This window comes from Streptomyces xanthochromogenes (assembly GCF_014650455.1).
Lineage (GTDB): Bacteria > Actinomycetota > Actinomycetes > Streptomycetales > Streptomycetaceae > Streptomyces > Streptomyces xanthochromogenes.
Genome location: NZ_BMUZ01000004.1, coordinates 569,563 through 588,458, shown reverse-complemented (window position 1 = coordinate 588,458; position 18,896 = coordinate 569,563). Strand labels below are relative to the sequence as shown.

The 18,896-nt window shown below is 71.7% G+C and carries 18 protein-coding genes; 13 read left to right on the top strand and 5 right to left on the bottom strand.

What is annotated here, in order from left to right:
• Positions 1 to 274: 274 nt before the first annotated feature.
• From IE267_RS13675 to IE267_RS13665, 3 genes are all read left to right on the top strand, one after another.
• Complete coding sequence (locus tag IE267_RS13675; RefSeq protein WP_189763374.1) at positions 275 to 1,453, top strand: PP2C family protein-serine/threonine phosphatase; 1,179 nt, start codon at positions 275 to 277, stop codon at positions 1,451 to 1,453.
• Positions 1,454 to 1,577: 124 nt separating this feature from the next.
• Positions 1,578 to 2,069 carry a hypothetical protein gene (locus tag IE267_RS13670; RefSeq protein WP_167162351.1) on the top strand — a complete coding sequence of 164 codons (492 nt, stop codon included), beginning with the start codon at positions 1,578 to 1,580 and terminating at the stop codon, positions 2,067 to 2,069.
• Between the two features lie 162 nt (positions 2,070 to 2,231).
• Positions 2,232 to 2,447 carry a hypothetical protein gene (locus IE267_RS13665; protein ID WP_189763373.1) on the top strand — a complete coding sequence of 72 codons (216 nt, stop codon included), beginning with the start codon at positions 2,232 to 2,234 and terminating at the stop codon, positions 2,445 to 2,447.
• A 61-nt stretch (positions 2,448 to 2,508) separates the two neighbouring features.
• On the opposite strand, the gene IE267_RS13660 is transcribed toward IE267_RS13665, so the two are convergent.
• Entirely contained in the window at positions 2,509 to 3,282 is a 774-nt protein-coding gene (locus IE267_RS13660) for a response regulator (RefSeq protein WP_189763372.1), read from the bottom strand.
• Positions 3,283 to 3,391: 109 nt separating this feature from the next.
• Between IE267_RS13660 and IE267_RS13655 the strand changes: the two genes are divergently transcribed.
• The 5 genes from IE267_RS13655 to IE267_RS13635 all read left to right on the top strand — a co-directional run bounded on the left by IE267_RS13655 (position 3,392) and on the right by IE267_RS13635 (position 9,083).
• Positions 3,392 to 5,050: a sensor histidine kinase gene (locus IE267_RS13655; RefSeq protein WP_189763371.1), complete on the top strand. Its 1,659-nt coding sequence runs from the start codon at positions 3,392 to 3,394 to the stop codon at positions 5,048 to 5,050.
• The gene (locus tag IE267_RS13650) at positions 5,047 to 6,240 is read left to right on the top strand and encodes a PP2C family protein-serine/threonine phosphatase (protein ID WP_189763370.1); all 1,194 of its coding nucleotides are present in this window, start codon (positions 5,047 to 5,049) and stop codon (positions 6,238 to 6,240) included. The genes IE267_RS13655 and IE267_RS13650 overlap by 4 nt, the downstream gene beginning before the upstream one ends.
• A 145-nt stretch (positions 6,241 to 6,385) precedes the next feature.
• Positions 6,386 to 7,174, top strand: coding sequence for an MEDS domain-containing protein (locus IE267_RS13645; protein WP_229861104.1), 789 nt, complete (start codon positions 6,386 to 6,388; stop codon positions 7,172 to 7,174).
• Positions 7,171 to 8,133 (top strand): anti-sigma factor RsbA family regulatory protein, encoded by a 963-nt coding sequence (locus tag IE267_RS13640; protein ID WP_189763369.1) that lies wholly within the window; start codon positions 7,171 to 7,173, stop codon positions 8,131 to 8,133. Before IE267_RS13645 ends, IE267_RS13640 begins: the two co-directional genes overlap by 4 nt.
• A gap of 62 nt (positions 8,134 to 8,195) precedes the next feature.
• The gene (locus tag IE267_RS13635) at positions 8,196 to 9,083 is read left to right on the top strand and encodes an NAD-dependent protein deacetylase (protein WP_167162339.1); all 888 of its coding nucleotides are present in this window, start codon (positions 8,196 to 8,198) and stop codon (positions 9,081 to 9,083) included.
• Between the two features lie 44 nt (positions 9,084 to 9,127).
• On the opposite strand, the gene IE267_RS13630 is transcribed toward IE267_RS13635, so the two are convergent.
• On the bottom strand, positions 9,128 to 10,135 hold the full coding sequence (locus IE267_RS13630; protein ID WP_189763368.1) for a helix-turn-helix transcriptional regulator: 1,008 nt from the start codon (positions 10,133 to 10,135) through the stop codon (positions 9,128 to 9,130).
• Between the two features lie 241 nt (positions 10,136 to 10,376).
• On the opposite strand from IE267_RS13630, the gene IE267_RS13625 reads away from it, so the two are divergent.
• Together IE267_RS13625 and IE267_RS13620 are read left to right on the top strand one after the other, a co-directional pair.
• Positions 10,377 to 11,471 carry a winged helix DNA-binding domain-containing protein gene (locus IE267_RS13625; protein ID WP_189763367.1) on the top strand — a complete coding sequence of 365 codons (1,095 nt, stop codon included), beginning with the start codon at positions 10,377 to 10,379 and terminating at the stop codon, positions 11,469 to 11,471.
• A gap of 82 nt (positions 11,472 to 11,553) precedes the next feature.
• Positions 11,554 to 12,402, top strand: coding sequence for a DUF4253 domain-containing protein (locus tag IE267_RS13620; protein WP_189763366.1), 849 nt, complete (start codon positions 11,554 to 11,556; stop codon positions 12,400 to 12,402).
• A 19-nt stretch (positions 12,403 to 12,421) separates the two neighbouring features.
• Here IE267_RS13620 and IE267_RS13615 read toward each other — a convergent pair whose 3' ends face one another.
• Together IE267_RS13615 and IE267_RS13610 are read right to left on the bottom strand one after the other, a co-directional pair.
• Entirely contained in the window at positions 12,422 to 12,778 is a 357-nt protein-coding gene (locus IE267_RS13615) for an STAS domain-containing protein (RefSeq protein WP_167162331.1), read from the bottom strand.
• Entirely contained in the window at positions 12,775 to 13,080 is a 306-nt protein-coding gene (locus IE267_RS13610) for a hypothetical protein (RefSeq protein WP_167162329.1), read from the bottom strand. The genes IE267_RS13615 and IE267_RS13610 overlap by 4 nt, the downstream gene beginning before the upstream one ends.
• 212 nt (positions 13,081 to 13,292) lie before the next feature.
• Here IE267_RS13610 and IE267_RS13605 point away from each other — a divergent pair, with 212 nt between their 5' ends.
• Both IE267_RS13605 and IE267_RS13600 read left to right on the top strand, forming a co-directional pair.
• Positions 13,293 to 17,450 carry a SpoIIE family protein phosphatase gene (locus IE267_RS13605; RefSeq protein ID WP_373304542.1) on the top strand — a complete coding sequence of 1,386 codons (4,158 nt, stop codon included), beginning with the start codon at positions 13,293 to 13,295 and terminating at the stop codon, positions 17,448 to 17,450.
• Complete coding sequence (locus IE267_RS13600; protein WP_161245912.1) at positions 17,450 to 17,737, top strand: STAS domain-containing protein; 288 nt, start codon at positions 17,450 to 17,452, stop codon at positions 17,735 to 17,737. The genes IE267_RS13605 and IE267_RS13600 overlap by 1 nt, the downstream gene beginning before the upstream one ends.
• 36 nt (positions 17,738 to 17,773) lie before the next feature.
• Here IE267_RS13600 and IE267_RS13595 read toward each other — a convergent pair whose 3' ends face one another.
• Complete coding sequence (locus IE267_RS13595; protein WP_189763365.1) at positions 17,774 to 18,220, bottom strand: anthrone oxygenase family protein; 447 nt, start codon at positions 18,218 to 18,220, stop codon at positions 17,774 to 17,776.
• Positions 18,221 to 18,311: 91 nt separating this feature from the next.
• On the opposite strand from IE267_RS13595, the gene IE267_RS13590 reads away from it, so the two are divergent.
• Entirely contained in the window at positions 18,312 to 18,890 is a 579-nt protein-coding gene (locus IE267_RS13590) for a TetR/AcrR family transcriptional regulator (RefSeq protein WP_189763364.1), read from the top strand.
• Positions 18,891 to 18,896: the final 6 nt, after the last annotated feature.

Genomic DNA, 18,896 nt, shown 5'->3' with positions numbered 1-18,896 from the left:
TCGGATGGTGGCGGTGAAGCCGGTTGAGGCCCGATGGGGAGCTCAAGAACTCCCGTCGTCGTAAGGGGAGGCCCCGTCAGGAAGGCCCGATCGGGCGACTGTCCCAACCGTAGCGCCAACTGTTGCGAAAGGGCAACAGTTCTTGTGGGTTAATGATTGGGTCAAGGAAGCATCCCGGTGCGGGTACTCCGGGGAACACGTGCTGGGCGGCCGCAGCGGGCCGGTACGCTACGGCGTCCGGACCGCACCCCCTGATGACGAAGGCAGGCTGACGGTGAGCCGTTTCCTGGCCGTGGAACGAGCCGTGCGCAGTGCGCCCCCGCACGCCCTGCTCGACGCCGCACGCAGCGCACTCGTGGAGCACTACGAGGCCCACGGCGTGGAACTCCTCATGGCCGACTACGGCCTCACCGTCCTGCAACCGGTCACCGCACTGCCCCACACCGCCCGGCCGCTGCCCCTGCACACCAGCCCCGAGGGGCGCGCCTTCGGCAGCCAGGAACCCTTCGGCCAGTACGCCGCCGAGGACGGGGCGGTGGACCTGCACCTGCCGGTGACCGTACGCGGCGACAGACTCGGCATCCTCACGGTCCGCCTGCCCAAACACAGATGCAGCCCGCAGGCCGTCGATGAACTCACCAGCCTGGCCGAGCTGTTGGGGCACGAGATCATCGTCGCCGAGCGGGACACCGACCTCTATCTGCAGGCCCGACGGGCCAGCCGCCTCACCCTCGCCGCCGAAATGCAGTGGCAGCTCCTCCCCGGACGCTCCTGCGCCCGCCAGGAATACGCGATCGGCGCCCAACTGGAGCCGGCCTACGCCATCCACGGCGACAACTTCGACTGGGCCACCACCGCCGAGAGCCTCACCCTCACCATCACCAACGGCATGGGTGAAGGCATCCAGGCCTCGCTCCTGACCAACCTCGCCGTCAACGCCCTGCGCAACGCACGCCGTGCCGGCATCGGCATCGCCGATCAGGCCGCCCTGGCCGACCAGGCCCTCTACGCCCAGCACGCCGGCGCCCAGTACGTGTCCACCTTGCTGCTGTCCTTCGAACTCGCCACGGGGCACGTCCGGATCGTCGACGCCGGGTCCCCGCAGCTGTGGCGTCAGCGCGACAAGGCCGTCGAACGCATCCCCATCGAGGCGCAGTTCCCCCTGGGCATGTTCGACGAGACGCCCTACGTGACGCAGGACTTCCAGGTCCTCCCGGGCGACCGGCTGATCTTCGTGAGCGACGGGGTGTACGCCGCTGCCGGCCAACGGGGCGAGGCGTACGGGGAGCGCGCGCTGGCCCGGGCCATCCAGGCGGCGAGCCTGCTGGCCGCGGCCGCGGTGCCGCGCGCCATCCTCGGTGAACTGTCCGCCTACCGGGGCGACGCGGCGGACGACGACGAACTCGTGGTCTGCCTCGACTGGTTCGGCCGCGGGACCCCCGAAACCCGGTAGACGGCCGCGGCAGCCCCGAGGTCCGGCAGATGAGCGTGCTGCGCCCCGCCGCCGATCGGTGACACTTGCCTAGTTGCGCAAGTGGTGCTTAGATCCGGGCAACTGGAGAACAGGGGCCTGCCGCATGAAGATCTCACCTCACCGACCCGGGGCGGTCGGTACGGCTGCCGCAACCCTCGGTCTCTGCGCGGCGATCGAGGCGCTGGGCTTCGCGTACGCCCCGCCCGGAGCGCGAACGTTGCTCTGCAGCGCCGTGGCCGGCACGGCCGCCGCCGGACTGGTCCTGTTCGTCGCCCACCGACGGGCACGGCGGAGCGGCCCACGGCCGAGCTTCGACGTCATGGCGGCAGGCGCGTGCGGCGACGCCCGGCATCAGGACCACTTCCCGATGGACGCTCTGCGGCCGCTCCTGCTGGGGGCGGATCCGCCCAGCCTGAACAGCTGTTACACGGCTTGGACGCTCGCCCTCCACGGCCACGACGCCCCGAGTGTCATCGGACTGCTGGGCCTCCGGGCCGACGCCGCGTGGCTGCTGGCCGAGCGGGCCGCCAAGTGCCGTTCCCGTACGCCTGCGACTCGTCCCCACCGGACTCCGCGCGCGTACAGAATCCGGTAGCCGTCCGGTAGTTGGAGCACCGATGTGAGATCAGCGACAGCTGCTCGACTCCGACGAGATCCCGCCACTCCGGACCGGCGCGTCGGGGGCGCCGCGGGCCCCGCGCCATCGCCCCGCCCGCGTCGCCGCTTCCTCGCGGGCGCCGGTGGGTAGGAGTCGTGCATGGCTGACGCGGTAGATGCAGATGAACTCCTGAGGCGCATTCGCGGAGCCCGTGACTGGGCGATCCAGGAAGAGGGCCGGCTCCTCGCCGAGGCCGAGGCCGCCTCCGGGCCGGACGGGGCTGCCGTACCCGCCGGGACGGCGAAGACGTTCGCCGTGGTGCGATCGGTGCTCGACAAGATCATCGAACCGGGCAGGGACCCCGACACCCCCTGACCGCCCCGGCGAAGCGTGCGCGGATGCCCGGCTCACCCCGACGACGCGAAGGGGGCGGGGCTCAGCTGTGCGGCGGGCGGGTCGCCGTCTCGAGGTAGAAGGTGTCGATGCTCTGCACCGCCTGCTCGAACTCCTGGAGGTTGACCGGCTTGGTCACGTACGCGTTGGCGTGGCTGCTGTAGGCGTCGGTGACGTCGTCGGGCGCCGAGGACGTGGTGAGGACGACGACGGGAATGGTCTGGAGGTCCTCGTCGGTCTTGAGGACGCGGAGCAGCTCGCGGCCGTTCATGCGGGGCATGTTGAGGTCGAGCACGATGAGATCCGGGCGCACGCTGTCGGGGTCGCGCAGGTGCTCCAGGGCGGCCACTCCATCGGTGGCCTGCACGAGATTGCGGGCTCCACGCTCGGAGAGGGCTTCCTCGATGAGCATGGCGTCGGCGATGTCGTCCTCGACGAGCAGGACGTCGAAGGCGCGGGCGGGGGCGGTCGTCATCGGTTGCTCCGTAGGTGCTTCGGGGGAGTGGCGGAAGAGTTCCGGCCAACGTCGGCGGGCGCCCTGACGGGTCAGGCCGCATGCCTCGCCGATTTGCGGGTATCCGGCACCAGCCTGTGCTGCTTGTTCGGCCGCGGACCGCTGGAGACGTTCGGCGGACCGCTGGACCTGGACGAGGACGTGCAGCAGTGTCAGCGCGGGTGCTGCGCCGGCGGCATCCGGCTGTCCGGGATCTCGCAGCATCTGCTGGACGATGCGCCGCGCAAGGATGCCGACCGCCGCGTCCGTGACCTCGGCCGTCGCAGGGGACGGGGTCACGGACGGGAAGTTCTTGCCTGGCATGTCTGGCACCTTAGGCCTCTGAGCGGCCCCGCGACAACATCTGTTGTCGTAGAGGCTCTACAGTGTCCGCGGCGCCGATTCGTGGCGGCACAGGCGGAGGGGTGCAGGGATGACCGGCGACGAGGAGCTGCCGCGGGAGCGGCGGCTTTCCGGGTGGACGACACGGCGGTGGCTTCGCGTCGGGGTGGCCGGCTCTTTGGCCGTGCTGGCCGTGCTGGGTGCGACCGGGGCGTGGGTGCTGGGGCGTACGACCTCGCTCAGCGACACCCTGGTGAACGTCAAGTCTCCGGCCCTGAGCACCTCGTTCCGGCTGGAGTCGGCTCTGCTCAACCAGGAGACCGGCATCCGGGGCTACGGGCTGACCGGGACTCCTGACTTCCTCAAGCCGTACCAGCAGGGCCTTGCCGATCAGGCGACGTACACCGTCACGCTCTCCCGGCTGGTGGGCGGCGACGACGCCGAGTCCGCTGATCTGCGCAGCGTGCAGGACGCGGTCGAGAAGTGGCAGGCACGGATCGCCCGGCCGATCGCGGCCACACCCGCCGGGGTCGCCTCGCCGCTGGCCTCCGAACGCGCCGCGGAGGGCAAGACGGACTTCGACGCGCTCCGGGCCGCGATGGCACGGCAGCAGGAACGCCTCCGGACCGACCAGGCCCGGGCCCGCGAGGACCTGGCCGCCACCATGCGGCTGCGCAACTGGGTGTTCGTCGCGATCGCGCTGGTCATCGTCGCGCTGGCCGGGCTGATCTTCGAGGCCATGCGTCGTGGCGTCACCAAACCGCTGGAGCGCCTCGGAAGGGATGCCCGCAGCGTGACCGACGGCGACTTCACCCGCCCCATCGTCGCGACCGGCCCCGCGGACCTGCGCCGGCTGAGCGGGGAGATCGACTCCATGCGGCAGCGCCTGGTGCGGGAGCTGGAGGTCAGCGAACAGGCACGGCACCATCTGGACACGCAGGCCGCGGAACTCCAGCGCTCCAACGCGGAGCTGGAGCAGTTCGCCTACGTGGCCTCGCACGACCTGCAGGAGCCGCTGCGCAAGGTCTCCAGCTTCACCCAGCTCCTCCAGCGCCGCTACGCGGGTCAACTCGACGCCAAGGCCGACCAGTACATCGCCTTCGCGGTCGACGGCGCGAACCGCATGCAGACCCTGATCAACGACCTGCTGGACTTCTCGCGGGTCGGCCGGGTGCACCACACCCACGAGAGCGTCGCGCTCGACGCCGTGGTGGAGCGGGCCGTGTCCGCCCTCGCGGTCAGCATCGAGGAGACGGGCGCCGAGATCAGTTGCGAGGAGTTGCCGACCCTGGTCGCCGATCCCACGCAGATGGGCATGCTGTGGCAGAACCTGATCGGCAACGCGGTCAAGTTCCACCGCCCCGGACAGCCGCCGCACATCCATGTGTCGGCGGCGCGCGAGGGGGCGCTGTGGCGGTTCTCGGTCACCGACGACGGCATCGGCATCGCGCCCGAGTACGCCGAGAAGGTCTTCGTCATCTTCCAGCGGCTGCACACCAAGGACGCCTACAGCGGCAGCGGCATCGGCCTCGCGATGTGCAAGAAGATCGTCGAATTCCACGGCGGCGCCATCGCCGTCGACCAGGAATACGCGGGCGGCACCCGCATCACCTTCACCCTCGCCGAAGCGCCTCCGGCGACCGCCGAACCACTACCGGCGTCCGAACTGCCCCGTGGGGACGGCTCGTTGGGGAGGGGTGCGGGCGAGCGGCCGACGGCGGTCCGCCCCGGGACGGAGCCGACGCCATGACGAGCGCGGCCGCCACCCTGCCCGGCGCACGGCCCGGTGAACCGGTCTACCGGGTTCTCCTGATCGAGGACGACGAGGGCGACGCACTGCTCGTCGAGGAGCTGCTCCACGACACCGGCCTGCGCTTCCAGCTCACCAGCCGGGCCAGCGTGGCCGACGCCCGCGCCGAGCTGGCCGCGGCGCCCCTCGACTGCATCCTGCTCGATCTGCACCTGCCGGACGTGTCGGGCACCGACGCCGTCACCACCGTCCGCGCCCTCGCCCCGCACACCGCGGTGATCGTCCTGACCGGTCTGTCCGAGGCGCAGGCCGGCCCCGAAGCCATGGCCGCCGGAGCCCAGGACTATCTCGTCAAGGGCAAGGTGGAGGCGGAACTGCTGCGCCGCACCCTGAGCTATGCCGTCTACCGCAGCCAGACCGAACGCGCCGGCGCCGAGGCACAGGCCGCGCGGCTGCGCGCCGAGGAGATGGCCCGTCTGGAGCGGGGGCTGCTGCCGCAGCCGATCCTCGACACCTCCACGGTCCGGGTCACCTCGCGCTATCTGCCGGGCGGCGAGCTGGCCCTGCTCGGCGGGGACTTCCTCGACGTCGTGGAATGCGACGACGGCCTCCTGTGCGCCGTGGTGGGCGACGTCAGCGGGCACGGTCCGGACGCGGCCGCACTCGGAGTCTGCCTGCGGATCGCCTGGCGCTCACTGGTCCTGGGCGGCCACCGCGGCCCGGATCTGCTGCACCTCATGGAACGCATCCTGATCGCCGAACGGGACAGTCACACCCTGTTCGCGACCTGTGCCCTCCTCACCATCGAGGAGAAGGCCCGCACCGCCACCCTGCACCTGGCCGGCCACCACGAGCCGCTGCTCACCACGTCGCAGGGAACCCAGGAGGTGGCCGCGGCCCACGGCATCGCCCTGGGCATCGCCCCCGACCAGCGCGACTGGCCGGCCACCGTGATCCCGCTCCCCGACAGCGGCGCGCTGACCCTCTACACCGACGGCCTCACCGAAGGGCACAACGGCAAGACGAACGGCCGGCTCGGCGTGGAAGGCCTGCTCGGCCTGATCGACCGGCTGCCGCCGACCGACCCCGCCGCCCAGGTGGACCGCCTCATCGAGGAGACCCACGCACTGAACGCCGGACGCCACTCCGACGACCTCGCCGTGCTCCGCCTCGACTGGGGAACGGCCTGACGACCACCCCGTGGCGGGGAGTCCCGCAGCCCGTGCCATGACCGGGGCGCCGAGCCGGGCTCGGCTAGGCTCAACACGTCTGTGAATACTCTGCCGAGTGGTCGAGCGGCGGCCGGAAGGGGGTCAGGTGAGGACGGCGCGGGCGTTGGCAACGCTGGACGAGGTCGAGCTCGGGGATCATGTCTGCTGGCGCAGGGACCCGGCAGCGGCGCTCCTGGCCGACGCACGGGCCTTCGTGGCCGACGGCGCCCTGTACGGAGACAAGATCGTCGTTATCGGCGGCATGGGCGAGACCTTCGACATTCCGCGTGATGCCGTGCCCTCGGCCTCGGTCGTTCTCGATTTCTCGGAGGTTTCTGACACCGCCTCGGTCCTGGCCGCGGTGCGCCGTGAGGCGCGTACCGCGCTGCGTGAGGGTTTCCGCTCCGTACGCGTCCTGACCGAGCGCGGTCCCAAGGCGGCCCCCGACGGGGTCGAGGAGCTCCTTGATCAGGAGCTCAAACTCGACCAGTTCGCATCCGAGAGCGGTGCGATCGTGGTCTGCGCCTTCAGGCCGTCGCAGTGGAACGAGCCTACGCTGGAACACGTGGCATGTGTGCACCCTCACGAGGTGGGCACACGCGCTGAGCGCCCGGCCTTCCGGATGTTCAGCACGGGTGCCGACAGTTGGAGCGTGGACGGGGTGATCGACTCGGAAGGCGCATCGGCGTTCAACGCGGCGCTGCGAGCGGCCATCGCGCAGGCGCCCACGATGACGCTGCGGTTCGACACCCTCGAAATGATCGACGCGGCCGGTATGCGCGCCCTCGTCGACGCGGCCCGCCGTCTGCCCTCCCGCCGCATCGTCGTGGAGGGCGCCAACGAAACCGTGCGCCTGTGCTGGGAACTCGCCGGCTACGAGGCGGCCGACCTCTCGGTGGTGATGGGCGCATGAGCGTCCCCCTGACTTCGAAGACACCCGCCGGGCAGGAGCCCTCCTTCCGCCACGAGCTGTACCCGTACCGAGGCGACACCCAGTTCCTGACCGGCACCCTGGGCTTCATCCGCGAGGCCCTCGACGCGGGGGAGGCGATCATCATCGCCGTGCCTGCCGACAAGGCGTCGCTGCTGCGCGAAGAGCTCACCGACGAGCCGGCCGTCACGTTCGTCGAGACGTCGAAGGCCGGTGCCAACCCCGGCCGCCACATCGCGGCCTGGACGGCCTGGATGAGCGAGCAGGGCGAGGGGGGCCGGCCGGTCCGTGGCATCGGCGAGACCGCGTGGCGCCTGGCGCGCAACGCCGCGCACCTCTCCGAACTGCGCTACAACGAATGGCTGCTCAACCGGGCCTTCGCGCGCAGCCCGGCGTGGTCGATGCTGTGCCCCTACGACGCCGCCGACGAGGACCGGAGTGCGCTGCGGTCCGTCTCGCGCTGTCACCCGCTGATCCACCAGGACGGACAGTCCGTGCGCAACGAGGGATATCTCAGCGCCGACGACTACGTCTTCGACGCACTGCCCGACCCGTGTGATCCGCTCCAGGAGCTGGCCTATACGCACGGCGACCTGTCCGCGGTCCGGTCGAAGGTGTCCCGATGCGCCGCCGACGCGGGTGTCCCCGAGGACCGGCTGCCCAAGCTGGCGGTGGCCGTCACCGAGATCGCCACGAACAGCATCCGGCACGGGGGAGGGCGGGGAACCCTGCGGAGCTGGACCCAGGACGCGACGTTCCTGTGTGAGTTCCGGGACGCCGGATACATCTCCGACCAGCTGGCCGGCCGCACCCGCCCCACCGCGGAGCAGATGGGCGGACGCGGCCTCTGGCTCGCCCACCAGCTGTGCGATCTGGTCGAGATCCGGTCCACGCGGGACCAGGGCACCACCGTCCGCCTCCACATGGACATCCCGCAGTAACCGCCATATGGACATCCCGCCGTGGACGGGGCGGCGGCTGCCCGTTCCGTACCCTGGGGGGCATGCGCATACGTCCCACTCTGAGCTGGACCCCCACCGGGGAGCTCGCGCCGGGCACCACGGACCTGGGCCCGGTCACCGAGGCGCTGAGCGGCGGGGGCGTGCTCGTGCTCAGCGGGGCGGGCATCTCCACGGAGTCGGGCATCCCGGACTACCGGGGCGAGGGCGGGAGCCTGAGCCGCCACACCCCGATGACCTACCAGGACTTCACGTCCGGCGCTCGGGCCCGGCGCCGCTACTGGGCCCGCAGCCACCTCGGCTGGCGTACCTTCGGCCGCGCCCGCCCCAACACCGGACACCGGGCCGTGGCCGCCTTCGCGCGGCACGGCCTGCTCTCGGGCTTGATCACCCAGAACGTCGACGGGCTGCACCAGGCCGCCGGGAGCGAGGACGTCGTGGAGCTCCACGGCAGCCTGGAGCGGGTCGTCTGCCTCTCCTGCGGCGCCTTCAGCCCGCGCCGAGAGCTGGCGAGGAGGCTGGAGGAGGCCAACGCGGGCTTCGCGCCGGTCGCGGCCGCCATCAACCCGGACGGTGACGCCGACCTCACCGACGAGCAGGTCAAGGACTTCCGAGTGGTGCCCTGCGCGCTCTGCGGCGGCATCCTCAAACCGGACGTGGTGTTCTTCGGCGAGAGCGTCCCGCCCCAGCGGGTCGAACACTGCCGCGCGCTGGTCCGCGAGGCGTCCTCGCTGCTGGTCCTCGGGTCCTCCCTGACGGTGATGTCCGGTCTCCGGTTCGTCCGCCAGGCGGCCGAGGCCGGACAGCCGGTACTGATCATCAACCGGGACCCGACCAGGGGCGACCGGCACGCCGCCGCGCGCATCGCCCTCCCGCTGGGTGCGGCCCTCACCACCGTCGCGGAAGAGCTGGGTGTCACCATCCGCGACTGAACGCGCCGGCGGGCCCCCGAGTACGCGCCGGGCCGGCCACCGGATCACTCCGCCGGGACGGCCCCCGCTCCCGTGGTGCCGGCGGCGTGGGCGTAGCGGGTGGCCAAGGCGCTGAAGGCGGCGGCCAGTTGGGCCGGACCGATGACGTCGATGTCGGCGTCGAAGCGGCCGACGGCGGCGGCGAGACCGGTCCAGGACCAGGAGCCGAGGGTGAGCCGGCAGCGGTGGGGGCCGAGCTCTTCCACGATGGCGTCCCGGGCGAACGGGGCGACCGCGGCGGCCGGGAGGTGGAGCACGACCACGCCTTGGCACGGCCAGTCGGTGGTGGTGCCGTCGGTGCCGCGGAACCGGCCGGTGACGAAGGCCGAGACGTTGCCACCGGGGAGGTCGCGCGGGGTGAAGCGGGGGCCGGTGGGCGTGCGGGGCCGAATGCGGTCGACCCGGAAGATGCGCCAGTCCTCGCGGTGCAGGTCCCAGGCCACCAGGTACCAGTGATGCCGCCAGGCGACCAGGTGGTGGGGCTGTACACGGCGGGGCCCATCGGCCGGGCTGCCCGCGCCCTGCCCCGGGGCGAGGTAGCCGAAGCGCAGCTCCTCGCGGGCGCGGATGGCCCGGCCCAGCTCCACCAGGACCCGGGCGTCGGCGTGGGCGTGGTCGGCCTTCTCGGGCGGTTGCACCGCGGTGATGCGCAGCAGATCCATGTGGTGGCGCAGGCGGGGCGGGATGACCCGGCCGAGGGTCGCCAGCGCGCGGGCGGCGTCTTCGGCGACGGGGGTCCCGGCGGCCGCGGTCTGCAACGCGACGGCGAGGGCGACGGCCTGCCCGTCGTCGAAGAGCATCGGGGGTAGATGGGTGCCGGCCTCCAGGCGGTAGCCGCCGGCCGGCCCTTTGACGGTCGTGATCGGGTAGTCGAGTTCGCGCAGCCGGTCGATGTCACGGCGCACGGTGCGCGCGGTGATGCCGAGACGCGCGGCGAGGTCGGCGCCGGACCAGTCACGGGGCGTCTGAAGAAGCGAGAGCAGAGCGAGCAGCCGGGCCGACGTCTTGTGCATGACGCCCATACTCCACGGAGTACCGGACACGTCCTGTCCGCTACTCCTGCCATCGTGGCGGACGAGCCGCTCGGGGTGCGCCCCAAGAGCACCCCCGGTCGCGGCAGCCGCCTTCCTTCGAGGCGGATCACACCCCGCCGCCCTCCCTCACCCGCCGGAACTCCCACACGATCTCCCACACGCCCCTGCGACGACGCCCGTTCCGCCAGCGGGCCGCCGCGTGAGAACGCCGAGAAGGCCCATGACTGTCCTGGACGCCCGCGCCCTCAATCGCGCCACCCTCGCCCGCCAGTACCTGCTCGCACGCGGCGACACGACCGTGCCTCAGGCGGTGGCCCATCTGTGCGGGATGCAGGCGCAGGAACCCCAGGAGCCCTTCATCGGGCTGTGGTCGCGCCTGTCCGGCTTCCAACCCGGGCTCCTGGACGGCGCGTTGACCGCTCGCGCGGTGGTGCGTACCCATCTGATGCGGCGCACCGTCCACCTCGTCACCGCCGCCGACGCGCTCGCCTGGCGATCCCGCCACGACACCATGCTGCGTCAGCGGGTGCTGGGAACCTACCGGCGCGAACTGGCCGGGATCGACCTGGACGAGGTCGCGGCCGCCGGCCGCGCGGTCATGGCCGACCAGCGGCCCCGCACCATGACCGAGCTCGTGCGGGCGCTCGACGACCGCTGGCCCGGTCCACCGCGCCGGGTTCTGGGCGAGCTGCTCGTCGCCGCGCTCGTCCCCATGGCCCAACTCCCGCCCCGCGGCCTGTGGCAGCGGACCGCCGGGGTGCGCAACCTGCCGCTGAGCAGCTGGCTGGAGCGGGACATCGACCCCTTGCCCGCCGATGCCGGTGATCCGGTCGGACAGTGGATGCTGCGCCGCTACCTCGCCGCTCACGGGCCCGCCGCCCGTGCGGACGTCCGCGCCTGGTGCGGACTCGCCGGACTTCCCGCGGCCGTCGAAGCCGTCCGGGACGAACTCGTCGTCTTCCGCGACGAACGCGGCCGCGAACTGCTCGACCTGCCCGGAGCGCCCCGCCCCCACCCCGACACCCCGGCCCCCGTCCGGTTCCTTCCGGCGTTCGACAACGCCATCCTCGGCTACCACGACCGCAGCCGCATCATCGACGCCGCCCACCTCGGGCTGTCCGTCGCGGGTCACCGCACGGTTCTCGTCGACGGACGGGTCACCGCCACCTGGACCGTGCGCGAGCGCCAACTCCGCATCAGCGCCCTGCGCCCGCTGACGGCCGCTGAACGAGAGGCCGTTCACACCGAGGCGCAGGACCTGACCGCCTTCCTGGACGACGGCATCGAGCGCATCCGACTCGACGCGGAAGGCTGACGGTCCGGGCCCCCAGCGGCAGGCGATCGGCAGGCCGTCCGCCCACGTCCGGAGTGCCGGACCCTGCCTCTACGGTGGAGGCATGATCGATCGAGTGCCGCTACCGCCCGTCCTGCACCCGCTGTTCCCCGACGGCGCCACCGCCCGTTCCACGCTAGGTGCTTCGCTGCCGCCGGGGCGGCTGATCGTCCCCGCGGGATCAGGGGGAGCGCCGGTGATGTGGCTGAGCGACGGACCCGCGCCGGCCGGGCTCTGGGAGGAACTCCAGCGGGAGCACCCGCATTCGGGGCTGTGGCCGCTGCTGCTGACGCATCCGGCGGGCGACCTCGACTTCCGCCCCTGGGCCACGGGTGAACTCGCCCCGGAACAGGCGTCCTTGGCGTTCGGCCACGACCCCGCCGCCGTGCTGCGCGACTGGTGGAACTCGCCGTCCACGGCCCGCCCCGACGACCCCGGGGAGGCGGCGGACCGGCTGCGGATGCTGGAGCCCTACGGCCACGAGTGGCCGGGCCCGGCCCCTTCCCCGGCCCCGGCGGAGAAGGGCGACCCGATGGCCGCCGCGGCCGCTGCCGCACAGTGGCTGCTGCACCACGATCCCAAGCTGCGGATCGGCCTGGTCCGTGCGGACAGCGGCGCCGAAGCCCTGGCCGTCTGCGGCTGGACCGGAGCGCGGAACCACACGGGCGCCGACCGGATCGGCGCCGTCCTGCGCAGCTGGGAGGAGCGGTACGGCGCCCGGCTCGTCGAAGTCGGCCTCACCGGGCTGCGGTTGAGCGTGCCGTGGCGGCCGGCCGACCTGGACGAGGCCCTGCCGCTGGCGGCCGAGCACGTCGCGTTCTGTCCCGGCAACGTGCTGCGGGGCACCGAGAGCCTCATCGACTACGCGGAGGAACTCGTCGTGGAGAAGTGCTGGTCGTTCTGGTGGGCCTGACCGCGGCCGGTGCCCGCGGTCAGGCGTGCAGCGCGTCGATGGCGTCCTCGACGGTGGGCTGGAAGGTGAAGAGCTGATCGAGGCCGATGATGCGGAAGACGTGCATCAGGTCGGGGTTGACGGCGACGAGCGACAGGGAGCCGCCCTCCTGGCGCGCACGCCGGTCGGCGCCGATCAGGACGGTGATGCCGGTCGAGTCGCAGTAGGTGAGCTCGGAGAGGTCGATCAGGACCGGGACTTCGGGCCCGAAGGACGTGTCCTGGATGAGCCGGGAGAGCTCGGGCGCCGTGTGGTGGTCGAGCTCTCCGGCGACGGCCAGCACCGTGGCCCCGCGGGAGTGGGTGTGTCGGGTGGCGGTCAGAGTGGGGTCGGTCACCGGTTCTCCTGAGCGGATGGGGGCGTGCGGTGGGGCGGGACGGGCAACGTGGTGTCTTCACTCACCCCAGTACCCGGTTCGGCGAAGAGCTTGTGCACCTTGGGCGGCGAACCGGCGGTGGCGCGGGCGGACGCCGGGCGGGCCGGTCCCTTCTCGCCGAGCGGGCCGACGCTCGGGGTACGGGCCTCGCCGAGACGGCCGGAACCAGCCCCCGGCACGTCGACCGGCGCGGTGAGCCGTCGCGGCCCGTCCCGCACCACGGCGTGGACGTCCCGGTGCACGGCGTATGCGGCCGCCGCCATGTCTCCCCCGCCCCTCCTGGTCGACCGTGCCTGTTGGTGCGAGGCGCGGCTGTCCTATCCTACGGATCACGTCAACGGCCTCGGCTCGGATGGTCCGGCGATCATGCGGGTATCTCGAGGTCAAGCGGGCCGTGGCACGCTTCGGGGACGGCAGTACGACGGGCGTCGGCAGGTGCTCCGGCACCGGCCGTCGTGAACGATAGGGGTGGGCAGTGACGCGTTCCGAGGATGCCGAGTCGGCAGCGACGCCGACGGCCGGAACCGATGTGTTCGCCGCGGACACGGCGATCGCCCGGGATCTGGCTCTGGTGGACTGGGCGGCGACCACCCCGCTCGGGGACCCGGAGGGCTGGCCGCAGAGTCTGAAGACGACCGTGAGCATCCTGCTGTCGTCGAAGTTCTCGATGTGGATGGCCTGGGGACCGGAGCTCACGTTCTTCTGCAACGCCGCCTACCGGCGCGACACCCTGGGCCGCAAGTACCCGTGGGCGCTGGGCAGGCCGGCCCGTGAGGTCTGGGCGGAGATCTGGAACGACATCGGTCCCCGTATCGACACCGTGCTCACCACCGGCGAAGCCACCTGGGACCAGGCGCTGTTGCTGTTCGTGGAGCGCTCCGGGTATCCGGAGGAGAGCTATCACACGTTCTCCTACAGCCCGCTGCGCGACGACGCCGGTCTCGTCGTCGGCATGCTGTGCGTGGTCAACGAGGAGACCGAGCGGGTCATCGGGGAACGGCGGATGGCCACGCTGCGCGACCTGGGATCCGATCCGAGCGTCGTGCGCACCGAGCAGGAGATGCTCGACTTCGCCCGCGTCCAGCTGAGCCGGAACCCGCACGACCTGCCGTTCACGCTGACCTACCTCCTCCAGGACGACGGCAGTGCCGCACTGGCCGCCCTCACCGGCATCGATGACGACCACCCGGCCGCCGTGAAGCTCCTCCCCGCGGGCTCGGAGACGGTGTGGCCGACGGAGGCCCCGGTGCGGGGGGATTCCGTGCTGACGCCGCTGGACGGCGCCCTGTTCGCGGACCTTCCGACGGGCGTGTGGGCCGAGGCGCCCGTGCAGGCGCTGGTGGTGCCGCTGCGGCAGCAGGGCGGCGCCCCGTACGGGTTCATGGTGGTCGGCCTGAACCGGTACCGGGATCTCGACGAGGGATACCGCGGCTTCGTCGAACTGGTCGCCGGACATGTCGCCACCGGTGTCGCCAGTGCCCGCAGCTACCAGGCGCAGGAGCGCCGCGCGGAGGAACTCGCCGAGCTGGACCGGGCGAAGACGACGTTCTTCTCCAACATCAGCCACGAGTTCCGTACGCCCCTGACGTTGATCATGGGGCCCGTCGAGGAGCTGAGGCACCGGCTCACGGACGGGGAAGCCCGCGAGGAACTGGAGGTGATCCACCGCAACGGGCTGCGCCTGGGCAAGTTGGTCAACACCCTCCTCGACTTCTCCCGCATCGAGGCCGGCCGGATGCAGGCGCAGTACGAGCCGGTCGACCTGGCGGCGGTGACCGGTGAACTGGCCAGCGTGTTCCGCTCCGCCGTCGACCGGGCAGGCCTGGACTTCCGGGTCGACTGTCTTCCACTGCCCGAGTCGGTCTTCGTCGACCGGAGCATGTGGGAGAAGGTGGTTCTCAACCTGCTCAGCAACGCGCTGAAGTTCACCTTCGACGGCTCGATCCGGGTCGCAGTCGGCGTCGAGGACGGCATGGCGGTGGTGACGGTCGACGACACCGGGATCGGTGTCGCTGCGCACGAGATGCCCCGCCTGTTCGAACGGTTCCACCGCATCGAGAACGCCCGCTCCCGCTCCAACGAAGGCAGCGGCATCGGTCTGGCCCTGGTGAAGGAACTGGTCGGACTGCACGGCGGCGACATCAGTGCCACCTCTGTCGAGGGCCGGGGCACCAGGTTCACCATCCGGCTGCCCTTCGGCTCCGGGCATCTGCCCGCCGGTGCCGTTCTCCGGGAGGCGGGCACCGGCCCGACCGCCATGACCGACCCCTTCGTGCAGGAGGCCCTTCGCTGGCTGCCCGACGAACAGGCCACGACGATGTCCGTCACGGCCGGGAGCGTCGTCGACGGGAGCCCCGACGCCCCGGCCCCCGGTGCGGAGGCGGCCCACGTACTGATCGCCGACGACAACGCCGACATGCGCGAGTACCTCACCCGCCTGCTGCGCGGTGCTGGGTATCGGGTCAGCGCGGTGGACGACGGCCGACAGGCGCTGCGCACCATACGGGCGACGGCCTTCGACCTGGTGATCAGCGACGTCATGATGCCCCACATGGACGGCCTCGCCCTGGTCGCGGCCCTGCGGGCCGACTCACGAACGGCGTCGGTCCCAGTGCTGCTGCTGTCCGCGCGGGCCGGTCAGGAGGCCTCCATCGAGGGGCTGCAGGCCGGCGCCGACGACTACCTCGTCAAGCCGTTCGCGGCTGCCGAACTCCTCGCCCGGGTACGCGCGAACATCGAGCTGGCGCGGCTGCGCAGCCATCACGCCCGCTGGCGCACCGCGCTGGTGGACTCCCTGCAGGAAGCCTTCTTCGTCTGCGACGAGGACGGTGCCGTCGTCGAGATCAACAGGGCGTTCACCGACATCCTGGGGTACGGGCCCGAGGGCCTGCCCTACCGGGCGATCCACCCCTGGTGGCCCGACGCCACCGACTCCGAGGCGCATCAGCAGGTCAGCGACGCCTTCGCCCTGCTGCTCGGCAGCACCAAGGGCTCCTACACCATCCCGATCACCCACCGGGACGGCCACCGGCTGTGGGCCACCGCCACGTTCAACCAGGTCGACGATCCCGACACCGGCCGCCGCGTGACCGTCGGCACCTTCCGCGACGTCACGGCCGAGCACTACGCGATCCAGCGCGAAAGCGCCCTGGCCGCCCTCGGCACCTGCCTGGCCCGAGCCACCAGCCTGCCCCAGGCGCTGGCCGGGGCCCTGGACGAACTGAAGAAGCTCTGGCGCGCCCGAGGGGTCATGGCAGCCGTCTTCGACCACGGCGACGAACCCACCCTGACCTCCACCGACGGGACGCCGGTCTGGGCGGAACTGCCCGCCGAACGGCGTGGGACGCTCGACTCCCTTCGCCAGGGGCCGGTCCTGACCCCGGCCGTCAACCCCACCGGAGCCGGCATCCTCCTGGAGTTCCCCGACGGCCCGCTCGCGCTGTGGATCGACCTGGGGGAGAACCGGCCGTTCACCGGAGAGGACCAGCTGCTGCTCTCCCTCCTGGCCGGTCATCTCGCCCAAGGCCTGAACCGTGCCCACCAGATCGACCAGCAGCGCGAGACCGCCATCGCCCTGCAGCGGGCCATCCTCGGCCCCGCCCAGCTGCCCGACGGATTCGCCGTACGGTACGAGCCCGCCACCCAGCCCCTGGAGGTCGGCGGCGACTGGTACGACACGGTCAGCCTGCCGGACGGCCGCATAGGCATCGTCGTCGGGGACTGCGTCGGCCGGGGCCTCGAAGCCGCCAGCGTCATGGGCCAGTTGCGCAGCGCCTGCCGCGCCCTGCTGCTCCAGGACGCCAGCCCCGCCCAGACGCTGATGGCCCTGGACCAGTTCGCCGCCGGCGTTCCGGGCGCGGCCTGCACCACCGTCTTCTGCGGTGTCCTCAACGCCGACACCGGACAGCTGACTTACTCCAGCGCGGGCCATCCGCCCGGCATCCTCGTCCAGCCGGACGGCACCACCCGGCTCCTCGAAGACGGGCGGTCCCTCCCGCTCGCCGTCCGCACCGGCAAGCAGCGGCCCGAGGGCACCTGCGTCATATCGGCCAGGTCCACGCTGCTCCTGTACACCGACGGGCTCGTGGAGCGCCGCCGCCGTCCGCTCAGCGCGGGCATCGACCAGGCCAGCGAAGCCCTGCAGGACGGCCGGAATACCGCGGTCGACGAGCTCGCCACCGATGTCATGGCAAGGCTGGCTCCCGTCGGCGGCTACGACGACGACGTCGCCCTGCTGCTCTACCGTCACCCGGCGCCGCTGGAGATGTCGTTCCCCGCCGAGTCCTCCCAGCTCGCCCCCGTACGCAAGTCGCTGCGCAGCTGGCTCGACCAGTGCGACCTGCCCCCCACCACCGTGCAGAACGTCCTGGTCGCCGCGGGAGAGGCCTGTGCCAACGCCATCGAGCACGGCCACCGCGACGCCCCCGGCGCGACCATCTACTTCCGTGCCGAGGCCTATGTCGACAATCTGCGACTGACCATCGCCGACACCGGCCGCTGGAAGGCCCCGCAGCCGGAACTCAACACCCACCGCGGGCGGGGGATGCGACTGATGCGGGCGCTGATGCACCAGGTCACCGTCACTCCGGGTCCGTCCGGCACCACCGTCGACATGCACGCGAGGATCGTCTGATGACCACTGCCCTGACCCTCTCCCACGGACGACGGTCCGACGGAACGGAGCTGCTGACCGCGGTCGGCGAGATCGACATGAGCAACGCCGCCGAGCTGGCCCGCGCCCTCGCGGGCACGGCCGGCCCGTTGGTCCTCGATCTCACCGAGGTCGAATACCTCGACAGCGCAGGCCTCAGCGTCCTGTTCCCGCACGCCGAGCGCCTGCAGCTCGTCACCAATCCGCTCCTGGACCCCGTCCTGACCATCTCGGGCCTCAGCGACCTCACCACCGTCCACGGCGCATAGCCGCTGCGGGGCGGGTCGGCCGAGGCATCGCCCGCTTCAGGTGAGGGCGATGACGAGGAGGGTGAAGGCGGCGACGATGACGGCGACGCGGACGTAGTGGTAGCGGTCCCAGCGGTGCATCTGCTGCTTCCAGTCGGCGGGCCGGTTCTCGGCGGTCCAGGCCTTGCCCCGGTTGTTGATCGGGACGAGCAGCAGGAGCGACATGATCACGCTGACGATCAGCAGTGCGGCGGCGACGATGACGAGGCCGGTGCCGTCATGGTGCCGTCCGGCGACGGCCCAGATCGCGGCGAGCACCAGTGAGCCGATGTACCAGAACGGCATCACGGCGCCGAGCATCCGGCCCCCGTGGGAGCGGGCGCTCTGATTGCTGTCGTCGGGGAGGCCGTTGAAGATCGGGTTCATGACGAAGGCGACGGAGAACTCCACCCCCACCATCAGGCCGACGACCACGGTGGTGATGACCTCAAGTGCGGTGAGCATGATGACCCTCCGGGGGTTCTAGCGCTGCTAGGTGATGAGGCAACGCTAGACCTGCAACCGCTCGCTTGTCTAGCGATGCTAGAATTCAGTCATGTCGGTACAGGAACGCAAGGAACGCGAACGGGCGGACCGCGAACGCCTCATCGTGGCGGCGGCCCGCGAACTCGCCGAGCACCAGGGCTGGGACGCGGTCACCACCCGCCGGCTCGCCGAGCGCATTGAGTACAGCCAGCCCGTCCTCTACAGCCACTTCCGCGGCAAGCGAGAGATCATCGGCGCCGTCGCCCTCCAAGGCGCGAGCGAGCTGGCCGCGGCGGTCCGGGCCGCGACCGCCGCGGCGGACGGCTCCCGCGCCCGGGTTCACGCCCTCGCCCACGCCTACCTCGACTTCGCCACGCGCAACCCGGCGGTCTACGACGCCATCTTCCAGCTCGACGGCGGCCTCCCCTACGCGCGGGAGGACACCCCGGAGCCGCTGAAGGACGCCTTCGCCGCCCTGCTGGAGACGCTCGGCGAGGTTGCCGGCGACGGCATCGAGCCGGGTCTTTTCACCGAGACGGTCTGGGCGTCCCTGCACGGCCTGGCGACCCTGGCCAGGTCGGGACGGCTCCCCCCGGAGGACGCCGAACGAAGGGTGGAGCTGCTCGTGGACCGGCTCGCCAGGATCTGACGGTCC